Annotated in this window: 20 protein-coding genes; 2 read left to right on the forward strand and 18 right to left on the reverse strand. The window is 58.7% G+C overall.

The genetic code is table 11. The features are described 5' to 3' along the window. Positions 1-70: 70 nt before the first annotated feature. The 18 genes from tagF to OEZ49_RS19985 all read right to left on the reverse strand — a co-directional run bounded on the left by tagF (position 71) and on the right by OEZ49_RS19985 (position 19,393). Entirely contained in the window at positions 71-556 is a 486-nt protein-coding gene (gene tagF / locus OEZ49_RS23090; protein WP_397545689.1) for a type VI secretion system-associated protein TagF, read from the reverse strand. Next, complete coding sequence (tssM, locus tag OEZ49_RS19905) at positions 534-4,076, reverse strand: type VI secretion system membrane subunit TssM (RefSeq protein WP_263389928.1); 3,543 nt, start codon at positions 4,074-4,076, stop codon at positions 534-536. The genes tagF and tssM overlap by 23 nt, the downstream gene beginning before the upstream one ends. 3 nt (positions 4,077-4,079) lie before the next feature. Beyond that, complete coding sequence (icmH, locus tag OEZ49_RS19910; protein ID WP_263389929.1) at positions 4,080-5,450, reverse strand: type IVB secretion system protein IcmH/DotU; 1,371 nt, start codon at positions 5,448-5,450, stop codon at positions 4,080-4,082. Between the two features lie 4 nt (positions 5,451-5,454). Continuing rightward, positions 5,455-6,789 carry a type VI secretion system baseplate subunit TssK gene (gene tssK / locus OEZ49_RS19915; RefSeq protein ID WP_263389930.1) on the reverse strand — a complete coding sequence of 445 codons (1,335 nt, stop codon included), beginning with the start codon at positions 6,787-6,789 and terminating at the stop codon, positions 5,455-5,457. A gap of 23 nt (positions 6,790-6,812) precedes the next feature. Continuing rightward, complete coding sequence (tssJ, locus tag OEZ49_RS19920; protein WP_317853190.1) at positions 6,813-7,289, reverse strand: type VI secretion system lipoprotein TssJ; 477 nt, start codon at positions 7,287-7,289, stop codon at positions 6,813-6,815. Beyond that, positions 7,267-8,598, reverse strand: coding sequence for a type VI secretion system-associated FHA domain protein TagH (tagH, locus tag OEZ49_RS19925; protein WP_263389932.1), 1,332 nt, complete (start codon positions 8,596-8,598; stop codon positions 7,267-7,269). Before tagH ends, tssJ begins: the two co-directional genes overlap by 23 nt. After that, a complete protein-coding gene (gene tssG / locus OEZ49_RS19930; RefSeq protein WP_263389933.1) occupies positions 8,595-9,644 on the reverse strand; it encodes a type VI secretion system baseplate subunit TssG in 1,050 nt (349 codons plus the stop codon). The genes tagH and tssG overlap by 4 nt, the downstream gene beginning before the upstream one ends. Continuing rightward, positions 9,608-11,488: a type VI secretion system baseplate subunit TssF gene (gene tssF / locus OEZ49_RS19935; protein ID WP_263389934.1), complete on the reverse strand. Its 1,881-nt coding sequence runs from the start codon at positions 11,486-11,488 to the stop codon at positions 9,608-9,610. The genes tssG and tssF overlap by 37 nt, the downstream gene beginning before the upstream one ends. After that, positions 11,488-12,210, reverse strand: coding sequence for a type VI secretion system baseplate subunit TssE (gene tssE / locus OEZ49_RS19940; RefSeq protein ID WP_263389935.1), 723 nt, complete (start codon positions 12,208-12,210; stop codon positions 11,488-11,490). The genes tssF and tssE overlap by 1 nt, the downstream gene beginning before the upstream one ends. A 23-nt stretch (positions 12,211-12,233) precedes the next feature. Then, positions 12,234-12,719: an Hcp family type VI secretion system effector gene (locus OEZ49_RS19945; protein WP_263389936.1), complete on the reverse strand. Its 486-nt coding sequence runs from the start codon at positions 12,717-12,719 to the stop codon at positions 12,234-12,236. Between the two features lie 36 nt (positions 12,720-12,755). Next, entirely contained in the window at positions 12,756-14,264 is a 1,509-nt protein-coding gene (gene tssC, locus OEZ49_RS19950) for a type VI secretion system contractile sheath large subunit (RefSeq protein WP_263389937.1), read from the reverse strand. Between the two features lies 1 nt (position 14,265). Next, positions 14,266-14,805 (reverse strand): type VI secretion system contractile sheath small subunit, encoded by a 540-nt coding sequence (gene tssB / locus OEZ49_RS19955; RefSeq protein WP_263389938.1) that lies wholly within the window; start codon positions 14,803-14,805, stop codon positions 14,266-14,268. A 24-nt stretch (positions 14,806-14,829) separates the two neighbouring features. Further along, a complete protein-coding gene (locus OEZ49_RS19960) occupies positions 14,830-15,969 on the reverse strand; it encodes a type VI secretion system protein TssA (RefSeq protein ID WP_263389939.1) in 1,140 nt (379 codons plus the stop codon). Positions 15,970-16,043: 74 nt separating this feature from the next. Continuing rightward, positions 16,044-16,811: a hypothetical protein gene (locus OEZ49_RS19965; protein ID WP_263389940.1), complete on the reverse strand. Its 768-nt coding sequence runs from the start codon at positions 16,809-16,811 to the stop codon at positions 16,044-16,046. Positions 16,812-17,557: 746 nt separating this feature from the next. After that, positions 17,558-17,962: an ExbD/TolR family protein gene (locus OEZ49_RS19970; RefSeq protein ID WP_263389941.1), complete on the reverse strand. Its 405-nt coding sequence runs from the start codon at positions 17,960-17,962 to the stop codon at positions 17,558-17,560. Further along, positions 17,959-18,366, reverse strand: a complete 408-nt coding sequence (locus OEZ49_RS19975) for an ExbD/TolR family protein (RefSeq protein ID WP_263389942.1) — start codon at positions 18,364-18,366, stop codon at positions 17,959-17,961. Before OEZ49_RS19975 ends, OEZ49_RS19970 begins: the two co-directional genes overlap by 4 nt. After that, the gene (locus tag OEZ49_RS19980) at positions 18,363-18,977 is read right to left on the reverse strand and encodes a MotA/TolQ/ExbB proton channel family protein (protein ID WP_263389943.1); all 615 of its coding nucleotides are present in this window, start codon (positions 18,975-18,977) and stop codon (positions 18,363-18,365) included. Before OEZ49_RS19980 ends, OEZ49_RS19975 begins: the two co-directional genes overlap by 4 nt. A gap of 2 nt (positions 18,978-18,979) precedes the next feature. Next, entirely contained in the window at positions 18,980-19,393 is a 414-nt protein-coding gene (locus OEZ49_RS19985) for a hypothetical protein (RefSeq protein WP_263389944.1), read from the reverse strand. 127 nt (positions 19,394-19,520) lie between these two features. Between OEZ49_RS19985 and OEZ49_RS19990 the strand changes: the two genes are divergently transcribed. Beyond that, entirely contained in the window at positions 19,521-19,943 is a 423-nt protein-coding gene (locus tag OEZ49_RS19990; RefSeq protein WP_263389945.1) for a DUF6484 domain-containing protein, read from the forward strand. Positions 19,944-19,952: 9 nt separating this feature from the next. Further along, complete coding sequence (locus tag OEZ49_RS19995) at positions 19,953-21,008, forward strand: HEAT repeat domain-containing protein (RefSeq protein WP_263389946.1); 1,056 nt, start codon at positions 19,953-19,955, stop codon at positions 21,006-21,008. Positions 21,009-21,014 lie beyond the last annotated feature (6 nt).

The raw sequence follows: 21,014 nt of genomic DNA on the forward strand, positions 1-21,014 counted from the left end.
ATTCAGACCTCCCTTTTGGGAGTTTGAATCAGAACCTAGACCAGATGGGAATCCTGAATCTCAACAGACCCTAGAACGCGCTGAAATAACTGTCCGGATGCCCAGGCTGTCGCTCGTCGCTCCACAGCAGCGGAGGATCCAGTGGGGTCGCCGAAGGTGGCAGCGTTATCGGGCCAAGGTTGGCCGCCAGGTCTTCCAAATCGGCCCCGTTGCTGGCTGTTTGAGACAGCAAGGGAAACACCTGGTCGGCCCATTCATCGACGCCCTGCCTGTCGGAAACTCCCATAGCGCAAGCAGTAAGGGGAAAGACCCTGCCAGGGGTGTCGCAACTGGGCAATACGAGGATTGCAAGGGGGCCCGCCGGGCTCTGAAGCAGACCCCGCACTCCGCGTTGCGGCCAAGGGACACCGTCACGCAGCGCCAAAGCCAATCCCTGGCTAAGCCAACGGTCCAGATATCCCCGCACGCCAGAACCAAGACCGCGCGCGACAAAGTCCCCGTGACTGGGTAGTTTTCCAAAAAAGCCAGTCAACTCAGAACCCTCGGGGGCAGGCAAAGCCGGAAAAGACCGTCAGGTCGAACGGGTTTTCGACGGAATTGGCCCGCAATTCGAACCGCGCACTGTGACCGCCTGCCGCAAGCCCCAGTTTGAACACCTCTGGCAGGTTTGTAGATTGGAGCCTACCCGACCGGATCAACCTCAGAAACGCCCAGGCCCCGGTTTGCGAAGTTATCTGATCGCCGGTGCCGTCCACGGGGGTGAAACTGATCGTGATCATGTTGGTGCCATCCGGTCCTGGCCAGGTCATCGGCATCGGCCGGGCCGCTGCGTTGAAGTAACTCAGCACCTGCCCATCCACGTTGAGCGTCACCCGAACCGCCGATGCGCTCAAATCCAGGGGCATCAGGTTGAACGCCATGACCGGACCCGACCCGCCCGGGAACAGTGCATTTCGGAGCATGCGCGCATTTTCGAACGGTTTGAGCAGCGCATCATCCAATCCCAGGTCAGCGCGCCACCGCCATGGCAGGACAGAATTGTCGACATAGGTCTGCAAGTGATCATTGGTGAAGCTGTCGATCAGACCGCCTGCGCCGAACAACCGGGCAAAGTCCTGGGTGTTGACGTCAATCGCACTGCGCTGATCAAACGGATAGCGTCCGGCCGTTGCCGACAGGCAGAAAGGCAAGACATCCGCCTTCCATCGCGCGTTCAACTGGTCGACAATGGCGTCCCGGGTGACCGCGATCGTATCCCCCGCAATACCACCGATCCAATCGTCAATCGGGTCCGGCAACCCAGCGGCCTCGTTGACGATTGCACCAGTGAGCAAGGGCAGACCGCCACGCGCCAACAGGGCCTGTTCCGGATCGGGGCTGGCCGCGACGGTCTGCAATTCGTTAGACAGCGCAGTCAACGCGGCGACCGCATCGTCAAGCAGCGGTGGCACACCGTCGACCTCCTGCACCGTGGCGCGGATCGATGCGAAATGCTGTGCCACAGGTTCACCGGGCAGGGCTTCAGGCGCATTGGATCCGCCGGATTTTCCTGCGATCTTGGACCCTTTCTTAAGCAACCCTCCTATTTTACCCAGCTTCTTTTGCGCAGCTTTCAACGCCCCTTTCTTGGCAGCATCATTACCGGCGCCGCCTCCTTCTTCGGGAACCCGGGTCAGGTGCGTTTCCGCCACTACGGCCAGGATCAGCCGTTTCAGCGCGCTATCGGTTGAGGACAGGTCTTTGAGGTTCTGGCGGGCTTGCGGCAAGTCCGAAATAGGGGCCAGCCGTACATCGCGCAGGAAACCGTCCCATTGGGCGATGAAGTCATCGTAGTAGAGTTTAAGGATATCGGCTTCGAGCACGGCCACCGAGGCCTCGGCGCTTTCGGCGCACCCGCCGGCGAATACTTCCCGGTCAAGCACAGCCTGCGCCGCGACCTCGGGTACAAGCGGCAGAACAGTCTGGTGGAACCCGTCATATGTGAACGCACCGGGCAAACCTATCCGGAGGGTTTTTTCCGACAGGCGCGTCAAGACACGCGCGCCGTTGGGACCTGTGTGTTCTGCAGGTATCCATTCGGGCAGACCGCTGATGTCCGGCAGGGTCACCAGGTTGCGATAGGCGCGCACTGCAAGAGGAATGGTGCAGATGCTTTCCAGAGCGATGCTGACCAGTTCCGGATCGGGCGCGATCCGGTCGGTTTCCGACCCTGCCCGCTCGATCGCGGCGAGTTGGTGAACCAGCGCCTCTTCGGTCGGGAACGGGTCGATCGGGGCGTATTCCGGTAGCGCCAATTGCCACCATTCAGCAATGTATTCGCTGTCATATGGCGAACGCCCGGTAAACATGAGATAGGCCTTGAGGGCTCCCATCAGGAAATCGGGATCGCGCGAGTGGCGCCACATGGTTGCTTCGAGCGTCGCCACCATACGCGGTTCGAGGATGTTCCGCAGCGTGCGATCATATGCGATCGCCTGCGCACGTTCCAGTTCAGCCTCGGCCGTCGGTCCCAGAACCGTAAAGAAGCTCTCTGGCACAACAGAGGCGGCGTTCAATGTCTCGTTGGCGGCTTCCAATGCTAGGTTCAGATCCAGAGGATCGGTTGGCGCCTGTCGTGAGGCCACGTTTGACAGGCGCGCCGACAATTGGGTCAGTTCGGTCTCTTGCGCGCGAATACCCGCCGAATAGCGGATGAAGGAAAACAGGAAGAAGATCCCCGCCACCACGGCCACCAATGCCGAGGTTGCGAGTGTTCCCCGCCAGATCCAACGCCTGCGATCTTCGGCGCGCGGATCAAACCGGCCGATCCCGGCCTCGGGAAAGATCAATTCAGTCAGAAGGTTGCGCAGGAAGTAAGAACGGCTTTCCCCATGTGCACGGCGTTCGGGCGGGGGCGGAGCCAATCCCAGGGATTGGGCCATGCCGGACAGCATGCGATCAATCGGCGAGCCTTCTTGTGTGCCTGAGGTAAAGTAGAACCCCCGTAACCAAGGGCTGTCTTCGTATCTGCTTTCGCCAAACACCGCGTCGATGAGCGATTTCATCGGGCCTGTCAGCGCCGCGAATTGCCCCGGGAACCGGAACAGTTCCGCCCGCTTGGACAAAGGCAGATCGGCACCCAAACGAGCCACTAGTCGGGATTCCAGCGCCTCTTGCAAAGCGCGCATTTCGCGCTCGACGGTGACCCCATCCACCCGGTCTTCGATGCCCAGAGTTGCGCCCCAGACCTGTTCACGACCGCGCGACGACAAATCGCCAAAGAAATCCTCGAACCCCGGAACAAGGTCGGTCTTGGTGATCATCAGGTAGACCGGCAGCCTGATTCCAAGTTCATCGCGCAGTTCGGCTAGTCGTTTGCGGATTTCGCGGCCATAGTCGCGAATGGCCGCGTCGTTCATTGACAATTCCTGTACCGACAACGTCAGAATTACGCCGTTCAACGCTCGGCGGCCTCTGTGTTTTTTCAACAGACCGAGAAAGCCCCTCCACTCGGCCGCGTCGACTTCGGGATCACTCATCTGTTGAACATAACGACCGGCCGTGTCGACAAGCACCGCATCCTCGGTAAAGAACCAATCACAGTTCCGGGTGCCGCCCACGCCTTTGATGTCGTCGGAAAGATCAATGGGAAAGTGCAGGCCCGATTGCCGCAAGGCGGTCGTCTTGCCAGTACCCGGCGGACCAATGATCACATACCAGGGCATGTCCCGAAGAAACTTTCGATTGCCCAGTTTCGACCGTTTCATCTGGTCGAGGATATTGCGGAACTTTGCCTGAACTTCGGCCACATTCTCTTCGCCTGGGCGTGATTCAGGTTCGGCCGCAGACAGGTCCGCTACGAAATCCCGGTTTGCACGCGCGGCGCGCAATTGACCGATCAGCAGCGAAAGCAACCACAGAACCAGAATGACACCGATCACGACCAGCCGGACCATCTCACTGGCCAACGGATCGGCATCGCCGATGCTGATCAAAGGCCCAAAGAACCAGATCAAGGCACACAGGGTCAACAAACCAATCGCGGTCCAGAAGAGACGGGACAGGAAGAAGCGAAAGACGGACTTCAGTGCTTTCATCTCCTAAACCTTCTTTTGGAGGATGATCTCGACACGGCGATTTCTGGCGCGCCCGTCGCGGGTCTTGTTGTCACCTATCGGCTCGGTCGCCGCACGGCCTTCGGAAGTGATCAGTTCGGGAGGAACGCCTGCTTCGGTCAGGAAATCGGCAATCGTTCTTGCTCGCGCTTCGCTGAGCCCCTGGTTCGATTGAAATGGGTTCGATCGTTGAACCGGAACGCTGTCGGTGTGACCTATGACCTTTACCGCACCAATGAACTCGATGTTGTCCAGGATCACCCCGGCGATCGACCGCATCAGCTCGTCGTATTCGGTGTTCAGATCTGCCTTTGCGGACTTAAATACCTCGGGGTCAGTGGATTGTACGACGACAACGGCTACGGATACATCTTCGCGGCCAGTTAAGGCAGTCACCCGGTCCTTGGGCGCCGCCTCGGCCACAAGTGGCAATAGTTCGATCATAACGGGTTCAAGCAGCACCGGTTCTGGCTGGGTCGTCTCGATGATCGGCCGGTAGATATCCGCGCGTTCGGGCGGTGGGAGGACAGCGGCCAGCGTAAACAGGTTTTCGCCCCGGGCGGACAGGCGAACGCCCAACGCGACGTAGGTTGCCGCGATCACTGCTGCCGCGATAAGCAGAATTGTCCAGATTGGAAGGATAAAGCCCTTGTCCTCGTCCTGCGCCAGGACACCCTGCCAGTGCGGTGACAAGGGGCGTTCTAGGGCCTCGCGATCGCGGTTGAGTCTGTCCAGTTGTGCCCGAAGTTGCATCAATGCCGCTTCTCCGTTGCTGCCTTGGACACGGTATTTTCCACGAAAGCCAAGTGCAGTGCAGACCTGAGCCAGTTCTAGCATATCGGGGTCACGTTCCGGGTGACGCATCAACTCTTCGACCAACTCGAAGTACCGGTCGCCCACGTCCACGTTTCCATAGAGCGATACGACCAAGGGTAAACGCGGCCACCCCGAAGAGCCGCCCCACGGCGTATTGATGGCGATATCATCAAGCAGGGCTGCAACGAACCACGCGCCCTGGTCCGCCCGGCTCAACGGCACCCCGGCCGCAACCGCGCTGTCACGGGCATAAGTGAGATTGTCGAGCAGTCGCGTGCGCAGGGTTTCTGGGTTTTCCGGGGCATTGGCCCGCTCGAGTTCCGGCGCCAAGCCCAAGAGCGGTGCAAACGCGTTTATCAAGGGGTTCTGAGCCGCACGGCTTTCTCGCAATCTGGGCGAATAGCCCGGGTCGGCGGCTGGCTGTCCGCTCGCCGGTTGTTGCGGTTGTCGATCAGACGGGCCAGACGCGCCGCGCCTGACCGGCCGCACCCGTGTGCGACCTGCGTCGTTCTTCAACCCAAATGGATCATCCTTGGTCATATTCTCACCGTGTTACGGCATAGCAGTCGATTTCCGGCTCGCGGTCCAGCTTTCCGGCCACCCCAAGCACAAATCCAGGCGCGTCACGCAGCGCTGCCCAGTGTTCAGACCCGCGATCCAGTTCCAGGCAGAGGCGCTCGCCATCATATGGAATTTCACGCGGTTGCGAATGCAGTGGTCGCAAAGGGATACCGGGCAAGCGTGATTTCCAGAGCGCGTCAAACTCGTCGGCCGCCCCAACAGTTGCCTGATCGACGAAAATCTTGCGCAGCATCGCCTCGGACATGTCGCCACCGATCCGGAGGACAATCCGGGACGAGCTCAGTATCTCGGGATTGTCGATCCTGATGGTCCAGATATTATCCGAGTGGCGCGCAACCCTCAGCGCCCGTGTTTTGGGCTCGACATGCCGCAAGGACAGAACCAGCGAGCGGAGCGTGTTTGCCAGCTCGTCAAAGGCTGGTTGCGGGTCGATATGGTCGTATTCTGGTAGCACGGCCATGCGCCGTGCGGATGCGCCATAGGTCGACATTCGCCCCGCCAATTCCGCAAGTTCGCAGTATAGTTCGGAGGGATGAATATCGTTCTGGCCCAGCAGGTGGGCGATCTTGGGCCGCGCCGAATTCGCCAGTTCCAGGATCAACAGGTTCTCCATCGAAGCCCCTGCCCCACCAACAACCAAGCTGGCATGGGCTTCGGCGATGCGATCAAGGCCGGTCACCAGCTCTCGCAAGAAATCGCGATACCACGAAACCGCCGACAACCGCAGAGCCGGCGGCAGGAACCCAGGCACAAGGGCCACCCCACCGTCGGCCCCCAACCCTTCGATGCGGGCGATTGGAAGCACGACGAAACCCTTGGCTTCTTCGTCAGGACGCAGCAAACGTGGGGCCAGCCGCGCAGTCTCGATCTCGGCGGGATCCGCTCCATCGCGGATCACATCTCGCGCTTCGTGGATCTCGCCGCGATACCGCGCCCCTGACGGCGCGGCATGGGCCGGGTCGATTTGCGCCGCCCCGGCCCGTTCCGCCGGAATTGCAAGGGAAACAAGGCCGGATTTCATTCCGGCAGTGACCGGCATGGGTTCCACATCGGCAGTTGTTTCAGGCAGGGAAAACACCGTTCCATCGGGAAAGACCCCCTGCGCTGACAAGAGGCTGACCATACCCGCCGAGAGGGCGGCCGGGTCCAGCTCCAGTTTCGTGAAACCGAAACCTTGCCGTGGCATGGCCCCGAGTGCTGCCCGGACCAGCCATTCGCCATGTCGATCTTGCTGCTGAAAGTGCTGGGTCCTGAGAAACAACCCCTCGGACCAAACCACCCTGTTCGAATTCGACATGCCTGCCGTTCCCTTCTTTGTCTTCAGGCCACGGAAATCCCGCTGGAGCCCACCGTGATGGTCATGCCACCACTGCTTTTTGGAGCCGAGACGCGGCTCCGAAACGATTTCCCCGCCGGATCGCGGAACCCGGCAACGACGCCGATCGCAGCCACCCCCGGCTGGACGGAAATGACCTTGGTCACCGGGGTTGCCCCCGAAACGACGATCTGATCCGCGCGCACGAAATCCGTGCCAAGCGCGGCCGAGGGGTTTTGCAACGCGAAATAGTCCGCGCTGTCAAAGGCTCCTGTGCCAGTCATCTGTACGATTGTCAGGGTCAGCGGTCGATCCGCGCCGTCGGGGCCTGGGTTCATACCGGGTGTTCCGGCAGCTTTTACCGTCAGGTTCGCAGCCGAGGGGCCCAAACATCCGGAAAGTCCAGCTGCGGTAGTTATGCCGCCCAATATCACGAATTCTCTGCGTGCAAGTGCCATGTCAGTTCCTCCGTTGGTTTTCATATGCGTCTCTGAAATCCTGCCCGATTTCTCCAAGAAACTGCTCTTCGGCAGATCGCGCAATTTCGCGATACCGATCCTGGTAGAGTTGCCACATCTTGGCGCTGCGCCCACCTGCGATCAGTTTTTCCAACAGACCGGTTTCGTCCAGGTCCTTTTCGATTTCTTCGGGATCAAACCTGTCGATCATCCGCCTCAGCGATGTTTGCAGCGCCGTCCAGGTCCTTAGCTGATGATCCACAAGATCGCTGTATGCTTCTGCTACAGCCCTGTCGGGCGGCAGATACCCGGCACCGCGCGGATGGATCAGCGCAGCGATGGCTTCATCCGTCGATGCCAGGAACTTGAGTGGGTTGACGTCGGCGTTGGAAATTAGGGTCTGTGCCACGCGCACCTTTTGTTTTTCCTGCGCACGTGTGCGCAGTAGCAACATCAGCCCGTCGACCAGTTCGCGGAGGCGTGAACCAACCTCTTCAACCTCGGCGGCCAAATCCCCCACTGGAAAACGATCCGGGTCGAGACCGAGGCCGCGATAAAGCGCGGTCCGGATCATGTCTGCATCTTCGGCATTTGCCTGTGGCCGGCTTGGTTCGCTCTTGGGGGCCGGAAAGATCGGTTCAGGAGATGGCATAGATTGGACCGGCTCAGGCGGTAGCATTGGTTGAACAGGCTCCGATGTCATCGTCTGGTCCACAGGATCGGGAGCAGGTGCCGGCGTGTCGAAGTATCCACCGCGCATTGGCGACGGACCCGAAAGCAGATCATCCGGTTTCGGCGCCTCCCGTGCTTTGCGCATGTCCAATCCGAAAGGATCCTCCTGTGCGAAAGGGCGGGGCGCAGCCGGTGTTTCCCGACGCACGGAAACTCGATCTTCGCGGCGTATGCCAAATGGATCCGGAAGGCTATCGGGTCGCGCGGCTGGTTCTTGGGCCTTTTCAGCCGGGCCGAAATCGAATGGACTGTCCGAAAGCGTAGGTTCGGCCGCCGGGCTACCCGCCATGGAGGTTTCAACACGGAAGACAAAATCACCCAGACGCAGGCGCATGCCTTGATCTAGCGGCACGGAGTTGCCGGCACCCAGCGGATTGGCAGAGTTGTCTATGTACAATCCCCCGCTTGACGCATCGGTCACCATGACCGTGCCGTTCTCTTCACTAAGAATGGCGTGACGGCGCGAGACGAACATATCAGGGTCTTCAAGGCGCCAATCAGCTTCGTCGCTGCGTCCGATTATCACCTGCCCGCCAGAATACGGGATCTCCGTAAAATCTTGCGGTCTAGGCGCGTTTTCCAGAACCAGTCGCAACATCATGCTGAAGCCCTCTGCCGGTCACGGGCGGTGAAATGGGTGAAACACATATCCTCCGATTCCTGGTTTTCATCAGGTGACAACCAGGATGTACGCCCTAGGCGTGAGATCCCGAGCCGCGCCGCGGGAACTTCGCCCGCGGCCAGGATAAGGCGCAGATCAAATTCAATGGCTTTCCCGTGGGCGAACACCACCGCGTGTTGCAAGCGACGCCATGTGGCGTCATCGTCATGGAACGCCAAAAACTCAGAAAGCGTCAGCGGCCCAATACGGATTTCGGCCCGGGATTGGCGATCGAAAACCCGTGCTCCGGCCACGGCGCCTTGTCCAAGGTCAGAGTGGGCAGTTCCCAGCCTTGTCTGAAGGTGATCCGGCAAGACGATCCAATGGCCTACGAACTCTTGCACAGCCACCGGCAGTCCCAGAACCGTGGACAGGAAAGCTGCCAGCCGACCGGGGCTTTGGACTTGCTGCACAAGTGCCGTTGCCTGCCGTAGTTTTCCGTTGTCCAGACGACCGTCACCACTGGGTGTTCCGGGAAGCCCGATACCTGCCAGCGCTCGCATCATTGCGCTGACATTACCACCGCCAGAATAGGCTACCTGAACATCCGCCCGTGCATCCGCCCAGGCGCGCCAGAAAAGGGCGATGTGACGGTGTTGCAGCAGGTTGATGAAGTTCAGGAAAGACGTATCCGCGGTTGCACCCGCGGTATCGCCTGCGAACCAGCGATTGGACATCCGCTCCATGATCCAGCGTGTGAGATGCAGTGGCAACGGGCCTTCAGGGCCAATCAACCCAAGGACATTGACGGCAACCTGGGGCGGCTTTTCCGCCGTTCCCGGCACCATCTCCGCCACATCAGACGCTGCAAACACCAGGCGCGGAGACTGACCAAGCCGCGCGGGCTCGGTCCCTGGGCTACCCGCTCTGCCAAACCGCGCGCCATCCCGTTCCAGCAGGCGCAGCAGCTGGAAGAAGTTCATTTGACGCACAGTTTCGGCTTGCCTGGTCAGATCAGAACCCGGCTGCCCGGCTTCATCGGCCATGTCACCTCCTGTTGTTGTTGCAGCAGCCGGGTTTTTGTCCGGACAAAGGAGTTCGTAGCAGCGGCCCGGGTCAGAATCTGGGCCAGCAGCGCTGACAACAAAAGAGAACTCCCCCCGGAAAGCTGGCTTTCGTCGACATCAAGCGTGATCTCCATTCCGTTGCCAAAGCAAATCGGCCCGGGTACCTGCAATCGTTCGATCAGCGGGCGCGATCTCAATGCAGTGATCGAGCGGCCATGCCGGGCCAGCACCGGGTCGCCCCGGTCTGCATACAAGGATACCATCGCGCGCAACGGCTCGGCACCGGCGCTGTCTTCGGCCAACGAAACAAAACCCATGTTCAGTTGGGCGATCCAACGCCAGATCAGATCGTTCATCCGCTCTTCACCGCCAGGCCCTCCCGGGCGCGCGCTGCGAAGCGAGGGTCGTGGTCGGCGAAACGGTTGAAGCAAGTTGACGCTTCCGACCGGGTCACCGGTTTCAAGGGTCAGGACTGGTGTGTCGTCCAGTATCGGTAGATCGCGGTTGGTGCAGAGCGCCCGAATATCCAACCTTGTCGGCGGGGATGCCCCGGAACGCGCGCCCGCAGGTCGGGCGACCGAAATGAACAGGTCGTCACCAGTGTAACTTGTCCTAGTTTGGCCACGCCTGATCTCGTCATCTCCAGGGCGCCGAGGTCGCCGATCAGTGGTGTAGACATAGCCACTGTCGGCTTTGTCTTCGAAAGAGAACAGTGGAGGAACGACGGCTTCGGGACCATCGACATCGGCGTCCTCGACCCGCAACAGCCTGTAGATTTCGAAATCCCGAGGTCGGGTTCGGTCAGCATGGACAATATGGGCGGGCCGATGGGCATCGAGGCCGACCAGATTGCATTCGTGTTCGAACAAGTTGACAAGCGGGGCGACGAAGAGGCGAAAATCGTCCGCTGTCAGATCCCTTAGATTGTCGAACGGTTCGTTCAAAAGTAAAACCAATTCGGCATCGGTTTCATTTGCCCTCCGAACGGTCGGCGACAGCCCTGACAATGTCAGGCCCAGGAACCTTTCAGGCATCAGGAAGTATTCCCTGAGCAACCTGTATCCTTCGAACGCGGGCCGGACGCGTGGCAACAACGCCTGCTCGTCCGAAAGGCCGATCATTGTAGGTGCATCGCACTTGATGAACTTCGCGTCGGGCTGCGTTGGTCGGGAAATTACCGGCCCACCAAATCCAAAAATCGCGTCAAACAGTTGCGTCCCTCGTCCGGCTGAACCGAAGTACAAATCCAAACGATCTAGCGACAGATCCGAGAGTGAACCCGGGCCGGTTCTGGTCAACACCAGCCTGATGCCTGCAGCGGCCGACCGGGTCAACCCTTCGGGAACGCCCGCTTCGGACAAGGAGCCGGTATCCTGAAGGTACCGGGCGGATTTGATCTTGATGGGCCACAGATGAATGTCTTGCGCGGTCGTGTATACAGCGCGGGTACTGAGGCCCGGCTTGAGACCAGCAACCAGACGTGTGCCGCGTTTGACCTTATGGCCGTCGAGCATGCTTTCAATTTGCGGTCCGGGGTTCAGCTGCGCCATCGACATGGCTGGCCCCGGCCCGGCCAGATCCGGATAGAGCATGTCCAATAGATTGCGCACGTACCGGCTGGCTTCGCCATCGACCTTCAACCGCGTGCGCGCTGCGAGAAAGGCGACCCCTTCGAGCAAGCGTTCAACATAGGGGTCGGGACAAGGAACGCTATCCAGGGACAAGTTGCGCGCCACGTTTGGATGCAGCGCCGAGAATTCCTGAGCCAGGGCTCTCAGCTGGATCAGCTCTTCCTCATAGTATTCCAGGAACGCCTGATCCATCACATATCCTCAAGCTGGGTCCGCGCCTGCCCGTTGTCCAGATCCACTGTTGTCGACAATCTCAACCGCTCGGGGACGGGCGACAACAACAAAACCCCGTCCACATCTATTCGCATACCGGTCTTGTCACCGGCTCTGATCTTGACCTTGATGCTCTCCTTTCGCAGGCGCGGTTCATACACTTGGAGGACTTCTCGAATCTCTTTGGCCAAGGCGTCCTTGTCGAAATCTGCACCCGACATTCGGCCTGCGAAAGATGGAACACCATAGTTCAAAACACTGCGCCGGATTTCGGGAAATCGCTCCAACTTGACGGCTGGCGTTTCGACCGACAAGCTTTCGCGCTCGGTCATCAGGAAATCGGCTTCGAGCCGCTCGACGTTGAACAGCATTTCGATGTCGCGCCGAACCGCTTCGCGCAGCACGTCGGCAGAGACGACAACTCCACGATCTTCTAGGAGCATTCGTTGCGAAAGTTTCTGTTGGAGGCGATGCAGCAGAAGCCTAGTCTTTTCCGGCAAGTCTGATCGCTTTTCAATGGCTCGCGGACCGCCAGAAACCAATGCTTCAACCTCTGACGCGCCGCCGAGAATGCGCGCGAGTTCCGCGCGCATTCCCTCTGTTTCTGCTGCCAGTCCCGGTAAATCATCAATCAACCGGTCCCAGAGGGACGGCTGCACCGCCTCGTGCCTCGACGTTCTAATGTCGTTGGCCTCAGCCATGCGCCGCCGTCCGTTTCTTCAAGTTATACGCCCTTGGCGATGTCGAACTCGATTTCGTGTTCGTCACCCGCCGAATGGTCGTCGGCCTGAACAATGTACTTGACGTTCACTTGCTCGAAGGAAAAGCCACCCTGTTCCTCGATCATCTCGTGCCGGTCACTATTGTTCCCGAGAACATGATAGCTCGAAATGACAACATTCGTCATCGTGATGGTAAGATAGTCGAGATGGGCTTCTCCCGAGTCCTTGCGCACGGTCAGAACGATTTCGTCAAACGATTTGGCCTGCATGCAGGCCAGCGCAAGATAGGGCGATGAAGCGTCATAGAATTTGCGAAACTTCAGCGCCTCTACACGCGCGCGAGACTGCGACCGACCCCGGCCAATCTGCGCCACGGCGGCCTGTTCAATGGCCCATTCAACGTCGTGGATATCGATTTCGTCTTCGTGCTCGGCACGCTGGGATTCCCCATCAATGTCGGGGATTTTCAGATAACCGGTCAACGGCATAGTATTGTCTCCCTGTTCTCAAGTTGGAGTAAAAAATCAGCTCTTTACAGAGGGCAGTTCCGAAACCAGCCGCAAGCTCGCGTTGATACCTTCGAGCTGGTAATGGGGCCGCAGGAAGAACCGGGCATTGTAGTACCCCGGTCGTCCTTCGACGCTGTCCACCTGTACCTCGGCCGCAGCGAGGGGGCGCTTGGCCTTGGCCTTGTCGTCGGCCATGGCGGGGTTGGCCAGAACGTAGCGGTTGATCCACTCGCTAAGCCAGACCTGCATGTCCGAGCGTTCCTTGAATGTCCCGACCTTATCACGTGCGATTGCCTTCAGGTAATGCGCAAATCGACTGACCGGGAACAGATAGGGCAAGTTCGCCGAAAGCCGCTCGTTCGCCTGTGCGTCGGGATCAACCAGACGACCGGCGCGTGCTTCATCGTCCTGAAGGCTGTGCGCACCGATAAACGCGGCTACATCAGTGTTCTTGCGGTGGAGGATTGGCATCATACCAAGCTTGGCCAGTTCTGCTTCCCGCCGGTCGTCGATTGCAATTTCGGTCGGGCATTTCATCGCCACGGATCCGTCATCGGTCGGGAAAGTGTGAACGGGAAGGTTGGTGACGGTGCCACCGGATTCGACACCGCGAATTTGGGTCCCCCATCCATACAGCTTGTGACTGCGGTTGATGTTCACGCCCATAGCAAACGCAGCATTCATCCAGACATAGTGATCGTGCTTTCCGTCGAGCTGCTCTTCGAAATCGAACCCTTTCACCGGTACAGTATCGGCCCCATAGGGAAGGCGCGCCAGGACGCGTGGCATGGTCAGGCCGATGTAACGGGCATCTTCGCTCTCGCGCAGTGATTGCCAGCTAGCATAGTCTGGGCTCGAAACGATCTGTTCCAGATCCTGCGGATTGGGCAGTTCCTGCCAGCTTTCCATTCGGAAAAGCTGTGGTGCGGCGGCTGCGATGAACGGCGCATGGGCCGAGGCACAGATGCCTGAAAGGTTGCGCAACAGGCCCACATCTTTGGGCTTGTGGCTGAACTCATAGGCTCCAACGATGGCACCAAAAGGTTCGCCGCCGAACATCGAATATTCGTCGCTGTAGACTTTCTTGAAAATCGGCGACTGGTCCCACATCTGGCCTTCGTAGTCCTCCAGATGGTCTGCCAAGTCCTCTTTTTTGATGTTTAGAACCCGAATCTTGAGTTTCTGATCCGTTTCCGTGTTGTTCACCAGATAGTGCAGTCCACGCCAGGTGCCCTCCATCTGACGGACCTCCTCGCAATGCAGAATCTCGTTCATCTGCGTGCTGAGCAGGCTGTCGATACCAGAGATCAGCGATTTGATCGACTTGACTGCGTTGCCTGAAATGGTTGCCGTTCCGGAACGCTCCTTGGCGGCAAGGGCCAGATTGTGAACCAGCGACTTGATCTTGTCGCCTTCGCTGTCCTTGACGCGAAAATCCTTTTCCAAGAGGTCGCTGAATTCACCCAGGTCAAGCGCTTCTGCTTCGGCAGCGCCAGCGGCGCCTTGTTTTTGTTCTTCGGCCATCTCAGTCCTCGCTTCCGCCAGCGTTTGTCTTGACCGCCTCGTCCGCGACCTGGGCCAACAGCGGTTCGTTGTTTAACAGTTGCGCAATTCGTTTTTCGGCATCGACCTTGCCGTCCATATAGCTGAGCAGTTCTTCGAGCTGCCGACGCATCTTCAGCAGTTCTGCAAGCGCCGGGACCTGTTCCGCCACTTTGTCCGGGGCAAAATCACTCATGCTTTTGAACGACAGGTCGACGAACATTTCTTCGTCCGCCTCCTCGCCCTCGACAGCGGGCAGCTTGTTGGGAACGCGAGCCTTTACCCGCGGAGCAAGCGCTTCCATGAACTTGTTAAACCGACCGGCGTCGGTTTCCACAAACGCCCGATCAACGACAGCCTTCTTGGCTTCTCGCGTCTCGGATTCCCCGGCCAAATCAGCCATGACACCCATCACGAACGGTAGCTCGATCGTTGTGGGGCTGCCGTAGTGTTCGACGTCATATGCAATCTGCACCCGAGGCGCACGATTGCGTTCTATGACTTTCTGCTTGCTATCGCTCATTCTAATGACCTCTCCTGACTTCCCTTACTTCTTCTTGGACTCTTCCATACCTGCAACCAACCTGAACTCTTTCAGCCCGGATGGCGCGACTTCTTCCATCAGTTGCACGAAATCCATTGCCACCATCCGGCGAAGACGCCGGGCCAGGTGTGGGATCGGACTCGAAGGTTCAGTCCGTTCGTAGAACGCAATTATGGCGTCCAGACTTTTTTCTACATCGGCACGAGACCCGATAGTTCCGGGCGCCGGTGCAGCCGACTTTGTCACAGCCGCGGATGCACTCGGTGGCGCAGTCGGACCAGGTGTGGGATCCGCCGTTTGAGTGGTGGGAGGTGCTTCGCCGGCGGCATGGGCGATGCCAGAATCGATAGCGGCCTTGCACTGTTCCAGAAATTCAGCGAGTGCGGGGACCGAGAAACCAAAATCACCTGCTCCATTACTTTTTTCCGTCAACGCGGCTCGCATCGCTTCGATCCCATTAAGGGAGGCGTATAGTTCTTGGCTCAATTCCGCAGCCCGCTCCGCTTCCTCTACCGCCAAGGCCCGCACTGCCGAGGTCACACGGCTGCGCCGAGAGGAATGGCTGGCCAGGATTGCGTCCTTTTCCGCCTGATTGAGCCCGGACGCCGCCCTGTTGAGCACCTCAAAATCAGTCAGAAGACCCTGGGCCAGATCGCTGCCGGAAACTCTTCCGATTCCGCGTGGGTTCAAGACAGCATTGAGTTTCAGATCTCCCAACAGACCATTTTCATCGTTTTCCAACTGCCGCAGTGCGTTCATTCGGGGGAGTGCGGCCGCCTTGGGGTCGTCCCGATCGCGCAAAGCCGGATGCAACGCATCCCAATGATCTGCAATAACCTGCGCCATCATCTGCAAGCTTTGGGCAAGACCTTGGAACCCTTCCAGATTGGCGGCAGCGCGGGTCGCAATTACAATTAACCGCAAATCACGCCCAAGGCCTGCCAAATCCTGAACTTGATTCCAGACATCTTGCCAATCGACTTGAGGGGCACTTTCGTTAACGGTGCCATCGGAATTCACGCGTTCAGATCGGGCGGCTGGCTGAAGAAGCCGCTCGATCGCGTGAAATGCAGGCTCGTTTCTTAACTCGATGCCTGCTGGATCTCCACCTTCCGGGCCCGTAAGGAGCGTGCCGAACTCCATTTCATGCAACCTCAACAAAAATCATGCAAATTCAATGCAAGTAGTCTTTCAGATGATAACGATTCTTGCAACATTCATGGTTTGTCAGCGGCAGATGTGGAGACAAACAGATAAGCCCACTCTCCTTTGAAACTCGGCTCGGACATGAGAAGGCTCATCCGATCTTGCAGATAATCCAGGTACTCCTCAGCGGTTTCGACCAATGGTCTGGACGATAAGTACAGGGGCGAATTCACCGCAATTGTCAGAACGATGTCCTGCCCAAACGGTGGCGCGATCTCGAATTTCATCGGTGGGCTGCCGTCCTGTGATCCAGGGACAGAGAAAACCTCACCTGCAGAGCGCAATCCTGCTGTACCGCCAGTGGCGCTTAGATGCAGGACCAGCCCATCTCCATCGAAGTAGTCAACATAAACATACGCATCATAGTCCGGTGCTATCAGGTCTATTCGCAGCAACTCTCCCTGCATGAACGCATATTCCCGTGCAAACCCCTGTGCGCCGATCATCGCCGCGTCTTTGAATTGTTCTTCCGATTGCGGAAGGCCGCTTGCCTCGATTCGCCCCAGAACATCGCATTGTGGGTGGGGAAGAACGCGCAGCCCATCATCGACCAAAAGCGCCGAACCAAGTTGGGCCCGCACAGCGGAAACAGCTGTGGTGCGTGCTTCATCTGCCGGAACGTGGCCTAGCAGGTGAACACGACCTGTGGTGGGGTCGAATTCGGTTCGCATCCGGGCGCAATCAAAGGCGGCCATTGCAGATCGGATGCCGTCGCGTATCTCTGTGGCGCCAGAGGGAACCAGAAATGCCTCAACCGCCAAAAGGGTGGCGGCGTCCAACTCGCCGATCCCGTCTGGGCTCCAGTCCAATGACGGGGTCAACCGGTTTTCGGCGAGTGTAGACAAAGCCGCAACATCGGTCGGTGGCGGTAAGATGCGCATCGGAGCGCTTGGTGGAACCAAGTCGGCAGCGGTGCTTGCAGGCGCCGTTGCCTCGGCTGCGGGCCGAGCTGCCGGGTGTTTTTGGAACAACGGTGCGCCAAGGGCTGAAACCTGCCCCACTTTTGCTGTCTGTGGCGTTGTAGCCTTCGCCTCAGACAGCGTAGGCACTATCGACGTGACCCTTGTTTCCTTCTTCAGAGCCAAGACAGCCAATGTTGGTTCGGCTGACATAGAGACCAAGGCCGCCCCCAAACCGGTCCTAGAGGTCAAGACGTTCCCTGGCGGATCTAGGGCAGTAACCTTTTGGGAATCTGGCCGGTCTGCTTTGGCAAGGACACTTTGTGCCGTCGTTTGCGGCCGCAACATGGAACTTTGTATCGCAATATGGTGCGCGAAACCTGACGGCACAATTGCGGCGTCAGCCCTTCGCCCAGCAGGTCGCGCCGCCAGAGCGTTGGATGCTTCTGGCGCTACGGAAGCGCCCTGAACCTCGGGGACGCGAACCACGGCCATTGTCAGTTCGGATTTGGGAATAGGTTGTTGAGGCATGGGTCGAGGCAACAAAAAGGCGGCAATGGCAAAAACAAATCCACCATGCAGCGCCACTGAAGCTATGCTGCCAGCCGCTGAGTGAGCAAGCCGGGTCACTGCCCCCGCCCCGGGGTAACAACCAGAACCACATCGGCCAATCCTTGTGCCTCCATTACTGTGAATAATGGCAACACATGACGAAGCGGCGTTGCGGCGTCCGCATTGACCCGGATCAGTTCCACGTCTTCAACCAGGGCCGCACGCCGGACATGCTCGAGCCAATCCGCTCCGACAGTATGACCGTTCACAGCTAGTTCCCCATCCTCCGCGACCGATAAAGTAACGCCCCCGCCTGGCATATCTCTTCCCGAAACTGCCAGGGGCGGAGTGACCCGGAACGGCGCCGAAGCATCCAGCCGGGCAACCAGCATGAAGAAGACCAGCAGAAAGAAGACGACATCAACCAAGGCCACGACAGGTTCTGCGCGAGGGTTGGTGGGTCGTCTTTGCAACTTCATGGCCGCGCCTCAAGCCGAACAAGTCGCGTCCGTGTGACACCGGCACGGGCCAACGCGTCCATAACCGTGGCCAATGCCTGGACCGGCGCTTCTCCGGACGGCAAGACCAAAACGGTATTTGCGGCGCGGTCTCCTTGTTGAAACCAGTCGCTAAGTTCCGTGGCCCTGATCACCGTTCCCCTGATCACGGTCCGGCCTTCGGTATCGATACGCAGTAGTATCGAGCCGCCGGGGGGCTCGTCAACAGCAACCCCGGGCTCTTCGGTTTCCTGTGAAACAGGGATCATATCGAGATCAAGGTAGACCGACGTCACCATGAAATAGAACAACAAAATGAAAAGCACGTCGATAAGCGGCACCAGGGTGACCTTCGGCAAAACACCGCGGCGCCGCATCGTTTTCATTTCTTCATCCGTCGGCTTGCCGATGACAGAGCGCCCACCATCGTGCGTTCGATCTCTGTCGATCCTGTCTCGGCCCGCGCGGTCAAGATCGCGGCGCCAACCAAGGCCGGAATGGCAACAACAAGGCCAGCAGCGGTCGTCAAGAGCGCTTGCCAGATTCCCCCCGCAAGGATCGAGGCATTGGCCGCACCCTCTGCCAGTTCCAGTGATCGGAAAGATTGTATCATGCCCAGAACCGTGCCCAGAAGACCAAGAAGCGGTGCTATCATCCCTACAAGTTCCAGAAACCGGACGCCGCGATACAGCGCATAGGATTCCGCATTTCCGCGTTGCTCCAGTTCTGATGTCAGAACCTCGATTGACACCTCAGCTTCAATCAGAACAGCCGCTCGCAGCAGAATGCGATCCGCTGGACTTTGGCCCGATACAATAACGGCTTCACCTCGCGCCAGCTTTTCAAGCGCCTCGTCTCTTTTCGCCCGTTCTGACCCGATGCTCCAAAGCGTCAGAAGTCGCGCTACAAGAACAGAAACTGACGCCAGTGAAAGAAGCCCAAGCAACAACAGGATCGGCCCCGATATCCCAATCGCCGATAGGTCGAAAGAAGCCATGGCTATTTGACCAGTGGAACGGCGGCTTTGCTGTCAAGCTCGATCAACTCAAAACAATCCGCCTCGTCCCGGTTCTGTGGCTTGCAGCTTCCGATTTCATGCAACAGGATTTCGCTTAGCCCCTTGCAATCCGTTTCTGGGAATTCAAACAGTTTCAGAGTTGTGCGGGCTGCTGGCAAGGGCGATGCATCGACGGTCACCAATCGTTCAATGACACCGTCACCGCCCAACAGTGCCAGAGATATTTCCAGAGCTTCAAAACTCATGCCGGTTTGGTTTCGAAACAAGAAGTACGCGCGACAACCGCTGCCTTCACCCGATTCCAATTTGTTCAGTTCGACGGTCAGCGGACCAGACGCCTGGGCGACGACAAAGGTCGGGGCCAGCAAGATGGCGGTAACAATCCGTTTGATCACTGTTCTTGTCCCTCCGGTTCTCTTCTGGCGCAAGATTAGCAGAGATTCGCATTGCGGTCGCCAACCTTGGCGTTTGGCGATTTGCCGGGGTTGTGAGATAGTGACAGTGATTGTTGAGGAGATTGCCATGGATGAAATCCGTCAGATAGATGGCGTGTCCATTGGATTGCTATTGGGCTTCGAAGAAAGCTCGCCCCTTGTCGTCTTTCCCGGCAATCCATGCGACCATGCGGTGACGGCGCGTAGTCTGGCGCGTTTGACAGATGACGATGTTGGCGGCGAAGTCGCGTTGATGTTCGAGGACGGTGACCTGCGGCGGCCCTTGATACTGGGAAGAATTCAGAGAGCGGTACGCGAAACTGTCGAACCGACGGTCATCCATGACGGTGAAACTGTTCGTGTCAGCGCAGAAAAGCGTCTGGAACTGAGGGTTGGCAAAGCGTCCATTGTCCTTGATCAGGACGGCCGGGTCACGATCAGGGGTACGAACGTCACCACCCAGGCCATTTCGGCTAACCGCCTACGCGGCGGATCCATTCATTTTAACTGAGGGGAAAAGTTGGAGGGTCGGATCGTCCAGGATGTCGTCCGAGCCCACGCCGAAGGCGTGGCTTTCTGCTGGGCGCAATTCAGCCTGGCGTTTCAGGCTGATCCGGTTGACCAGGTCGCGATTGATCGGCTTCGTACTGAGACCGAGGCGCATCTGGACGGTCTGCGTATCGCCGGCACCGCCGCCTGGCCCATCCTGATCGACCAACTTGAAACATACGAGGAGCGAGGCGAAGTCTTCGCTGCCGCTATCCTCGCCTTTGAACAGTCGAATGAACGCCGCTTGCTACAAGTTCTGAGCCTTGCCGCAACTGAAGAAGGCCGGGCAGGTCTGCGCGGTGCAATCGCTTGGGTTGAGCCCGAGTTGACCGCACCATATGTTCGCAAATGGCTTGATTCCTCGTCACCGGCACTGCGATGGCTGGCGGTTGCGGCATTCGCTGATCTCAAGGCTGACCCGGGCACATGGCTGGAGCGCCTGTTGTCCGATCCCGACGATAAAGTGCGCGCGCTGACCTGTACGGCCGCGGCCAAAGCTCGCCGGGACGACATGGTGCCGCGATTGCGCGAACTTCTGGAGACGTCCGGGGCCGAGGTGGAGCTTGCGGCGGCAATCGGTTTGCTAGAACTGGGTCATCCTCCTGACGATACTCTGACCACGCCGCTCCGGCGGGCAGTACTGGTCGATCCCGGCAATGTGGATCTCATGAGAAAACTGGTCAGTGTTAGTCCGCCGGAAGATATAAGGGCTTGGTTCGCATTACTGTTGAAAAGCAACGAAACTGCCCCTGTTGCCATCCGAGGAGCGGGGATGCTTGGCGATCGTAGCATCGGCCCCTGGCTGGCCCGGCAGATGAGGTCTGCCGACCTCTGCCCTGCAGCCGGGGCCGCGTTTCTCGAGCTGTTTCCCGAAGCTTGGGAGATTTGGGATGATCTGACATCCGTGGAACCTGCCGATCACGGACCTGAGTTCGTGGCTGCTTTCGAGGACGAGACCATGGGGGCCTTCCCGGTTGCGGATAGAGTGACCCAGTTTTTGAGCCGAATTGCCGGAACCGTCGACTAAACCGCC

The sequence above is a fragment of the Ruegeria marisflavi genome (genome assembly GCF_025673445.1).
Classification (GTDB): Bacteria; Pseudomonadota; Alphaproteobacteria; order Rhodobacterales; family Rhodobacteraceae; genus Ruegeria_B; species Ruegeria_B marisflavi.

What these genes read in the sequence shown, in the direction of transcription:
- tssF (WP_263389934.1), bottom strand. Translation starts at nt 11,488, where the DNA reads ATGGATCAGGCGTTCCTGGAATACTATGAGGAAGAGCTGATCCAGCTG.
- tssM (WP_263389928.1), bottom strand. Translation starts at nt 4,076, where the DNA reads ATGAAAGCACTGAAGTCCGTCTTTCGCTTCTTCCTGTCCCGTCTCTTC.
- OEZ49_RS19945 (WP_263389936.1), bottom strand. Translation starts at nt 12,719, where the DNA reads ATGCCGTTGACCGGTTATCTGAAAATCCCCGACATTGATGGGGAATCC.
- OEZ49_RS19975 (WP_263389942.1), bottom strand. Translation starts at nt 18,366, where the DNA reads ATGAAAACGATGCGGCGCCGCGGTGTTTTGCCGAAGGTCACCCTGGTG.
- tagH (WP_263389932.1), bottom strand. Translation starts at nt 8,598, where the DNA reads ATGATGTTGCGACTGGTTCTGGAAAACGCGCCTAGACCGCAAGATTTT.
- tssK (WP_263389930.1), bottom strand. Translation starts at nt 6,789, where the DNA reads ATGTCGAATTCGAACAGGGTGGTTTGGTCCGAGGGGTTGTTTCTCAGG.
- tssG (WP_263389933.1), bottom strand. Translation starts at nt 9,644, where the DNA reads ATGGCCGATGAAGCCGGGCAGCCGGGTTCTGATCTGACCAGGCAAGCC.
- tssB (WP_263389938.1), bottom strand. Translation starts at nt 14,805, where the DNA reads ATGAGCGATAGCAAGCAGAAAGTCATAGAACGCAATCGTGCGCCTCGG.
- OEZ49_RS19970 (WP_263389941.1), bottom strand. Translation starts at nt 17,962, where the DNA reads ATGAAGTTGCAAAGACGACCCACCAACCCTCGCGCAGAACCTGTCGTG.
- tssC (WP_263389937.1), bottom strand. Translation starts at nt 14,264, where the DNA reads ATGGCCGAAGAACAAAAACAAGGCGCCGCTGGCGCTGCCGAAGCAGAA.
- tssE (WP_263389935.1), bottom strand. Translation starts at nt 12,210, where the DNA reads ATGGCTGAGGCCAACGACATTAGAACGTCGAGGCACGAGGCGGTGCAG.
- OEZ49_RS19990 (WP_263389945.1), top strand. Translation starts at nt 19,521, where the DNA reads ATGGATGAAATCCGTCAGATAGATGGCGTGTCCATTGGATTGCTATTG.
- OEZ49_RS19960 (WP_263389939.1), bottom strand. Translation starts at nt 15,969, where the DNA reads ATGGAGTTCGGCACGCTCCTTACGGGCCCGGAAGGTGGAGATCCAGCA.
- OEZ49_RS19980 (WP_263389943.1), bottom strand. Translation starts at nt 18,977, where the DNA reads ATGGCTTCTTTCGACCTATCGGCGATTGGGATATCGGGGCCGATCCTG.
- tssJ (WP_317853190.1), bottom strand. Translation starts at nt 7,289, where the DNA reads ATGAAAACCAACGGAGGAACTGACATGGCACTTGCACGCAGAGAATTC.
- icmH (WP_263389929.1), bottom strand. Translation starts at nt 5,450, where the DNA reads ATGACCAAGGATGATCCATTTGGGTTGAAGAACGACGCAGGTCGCACA.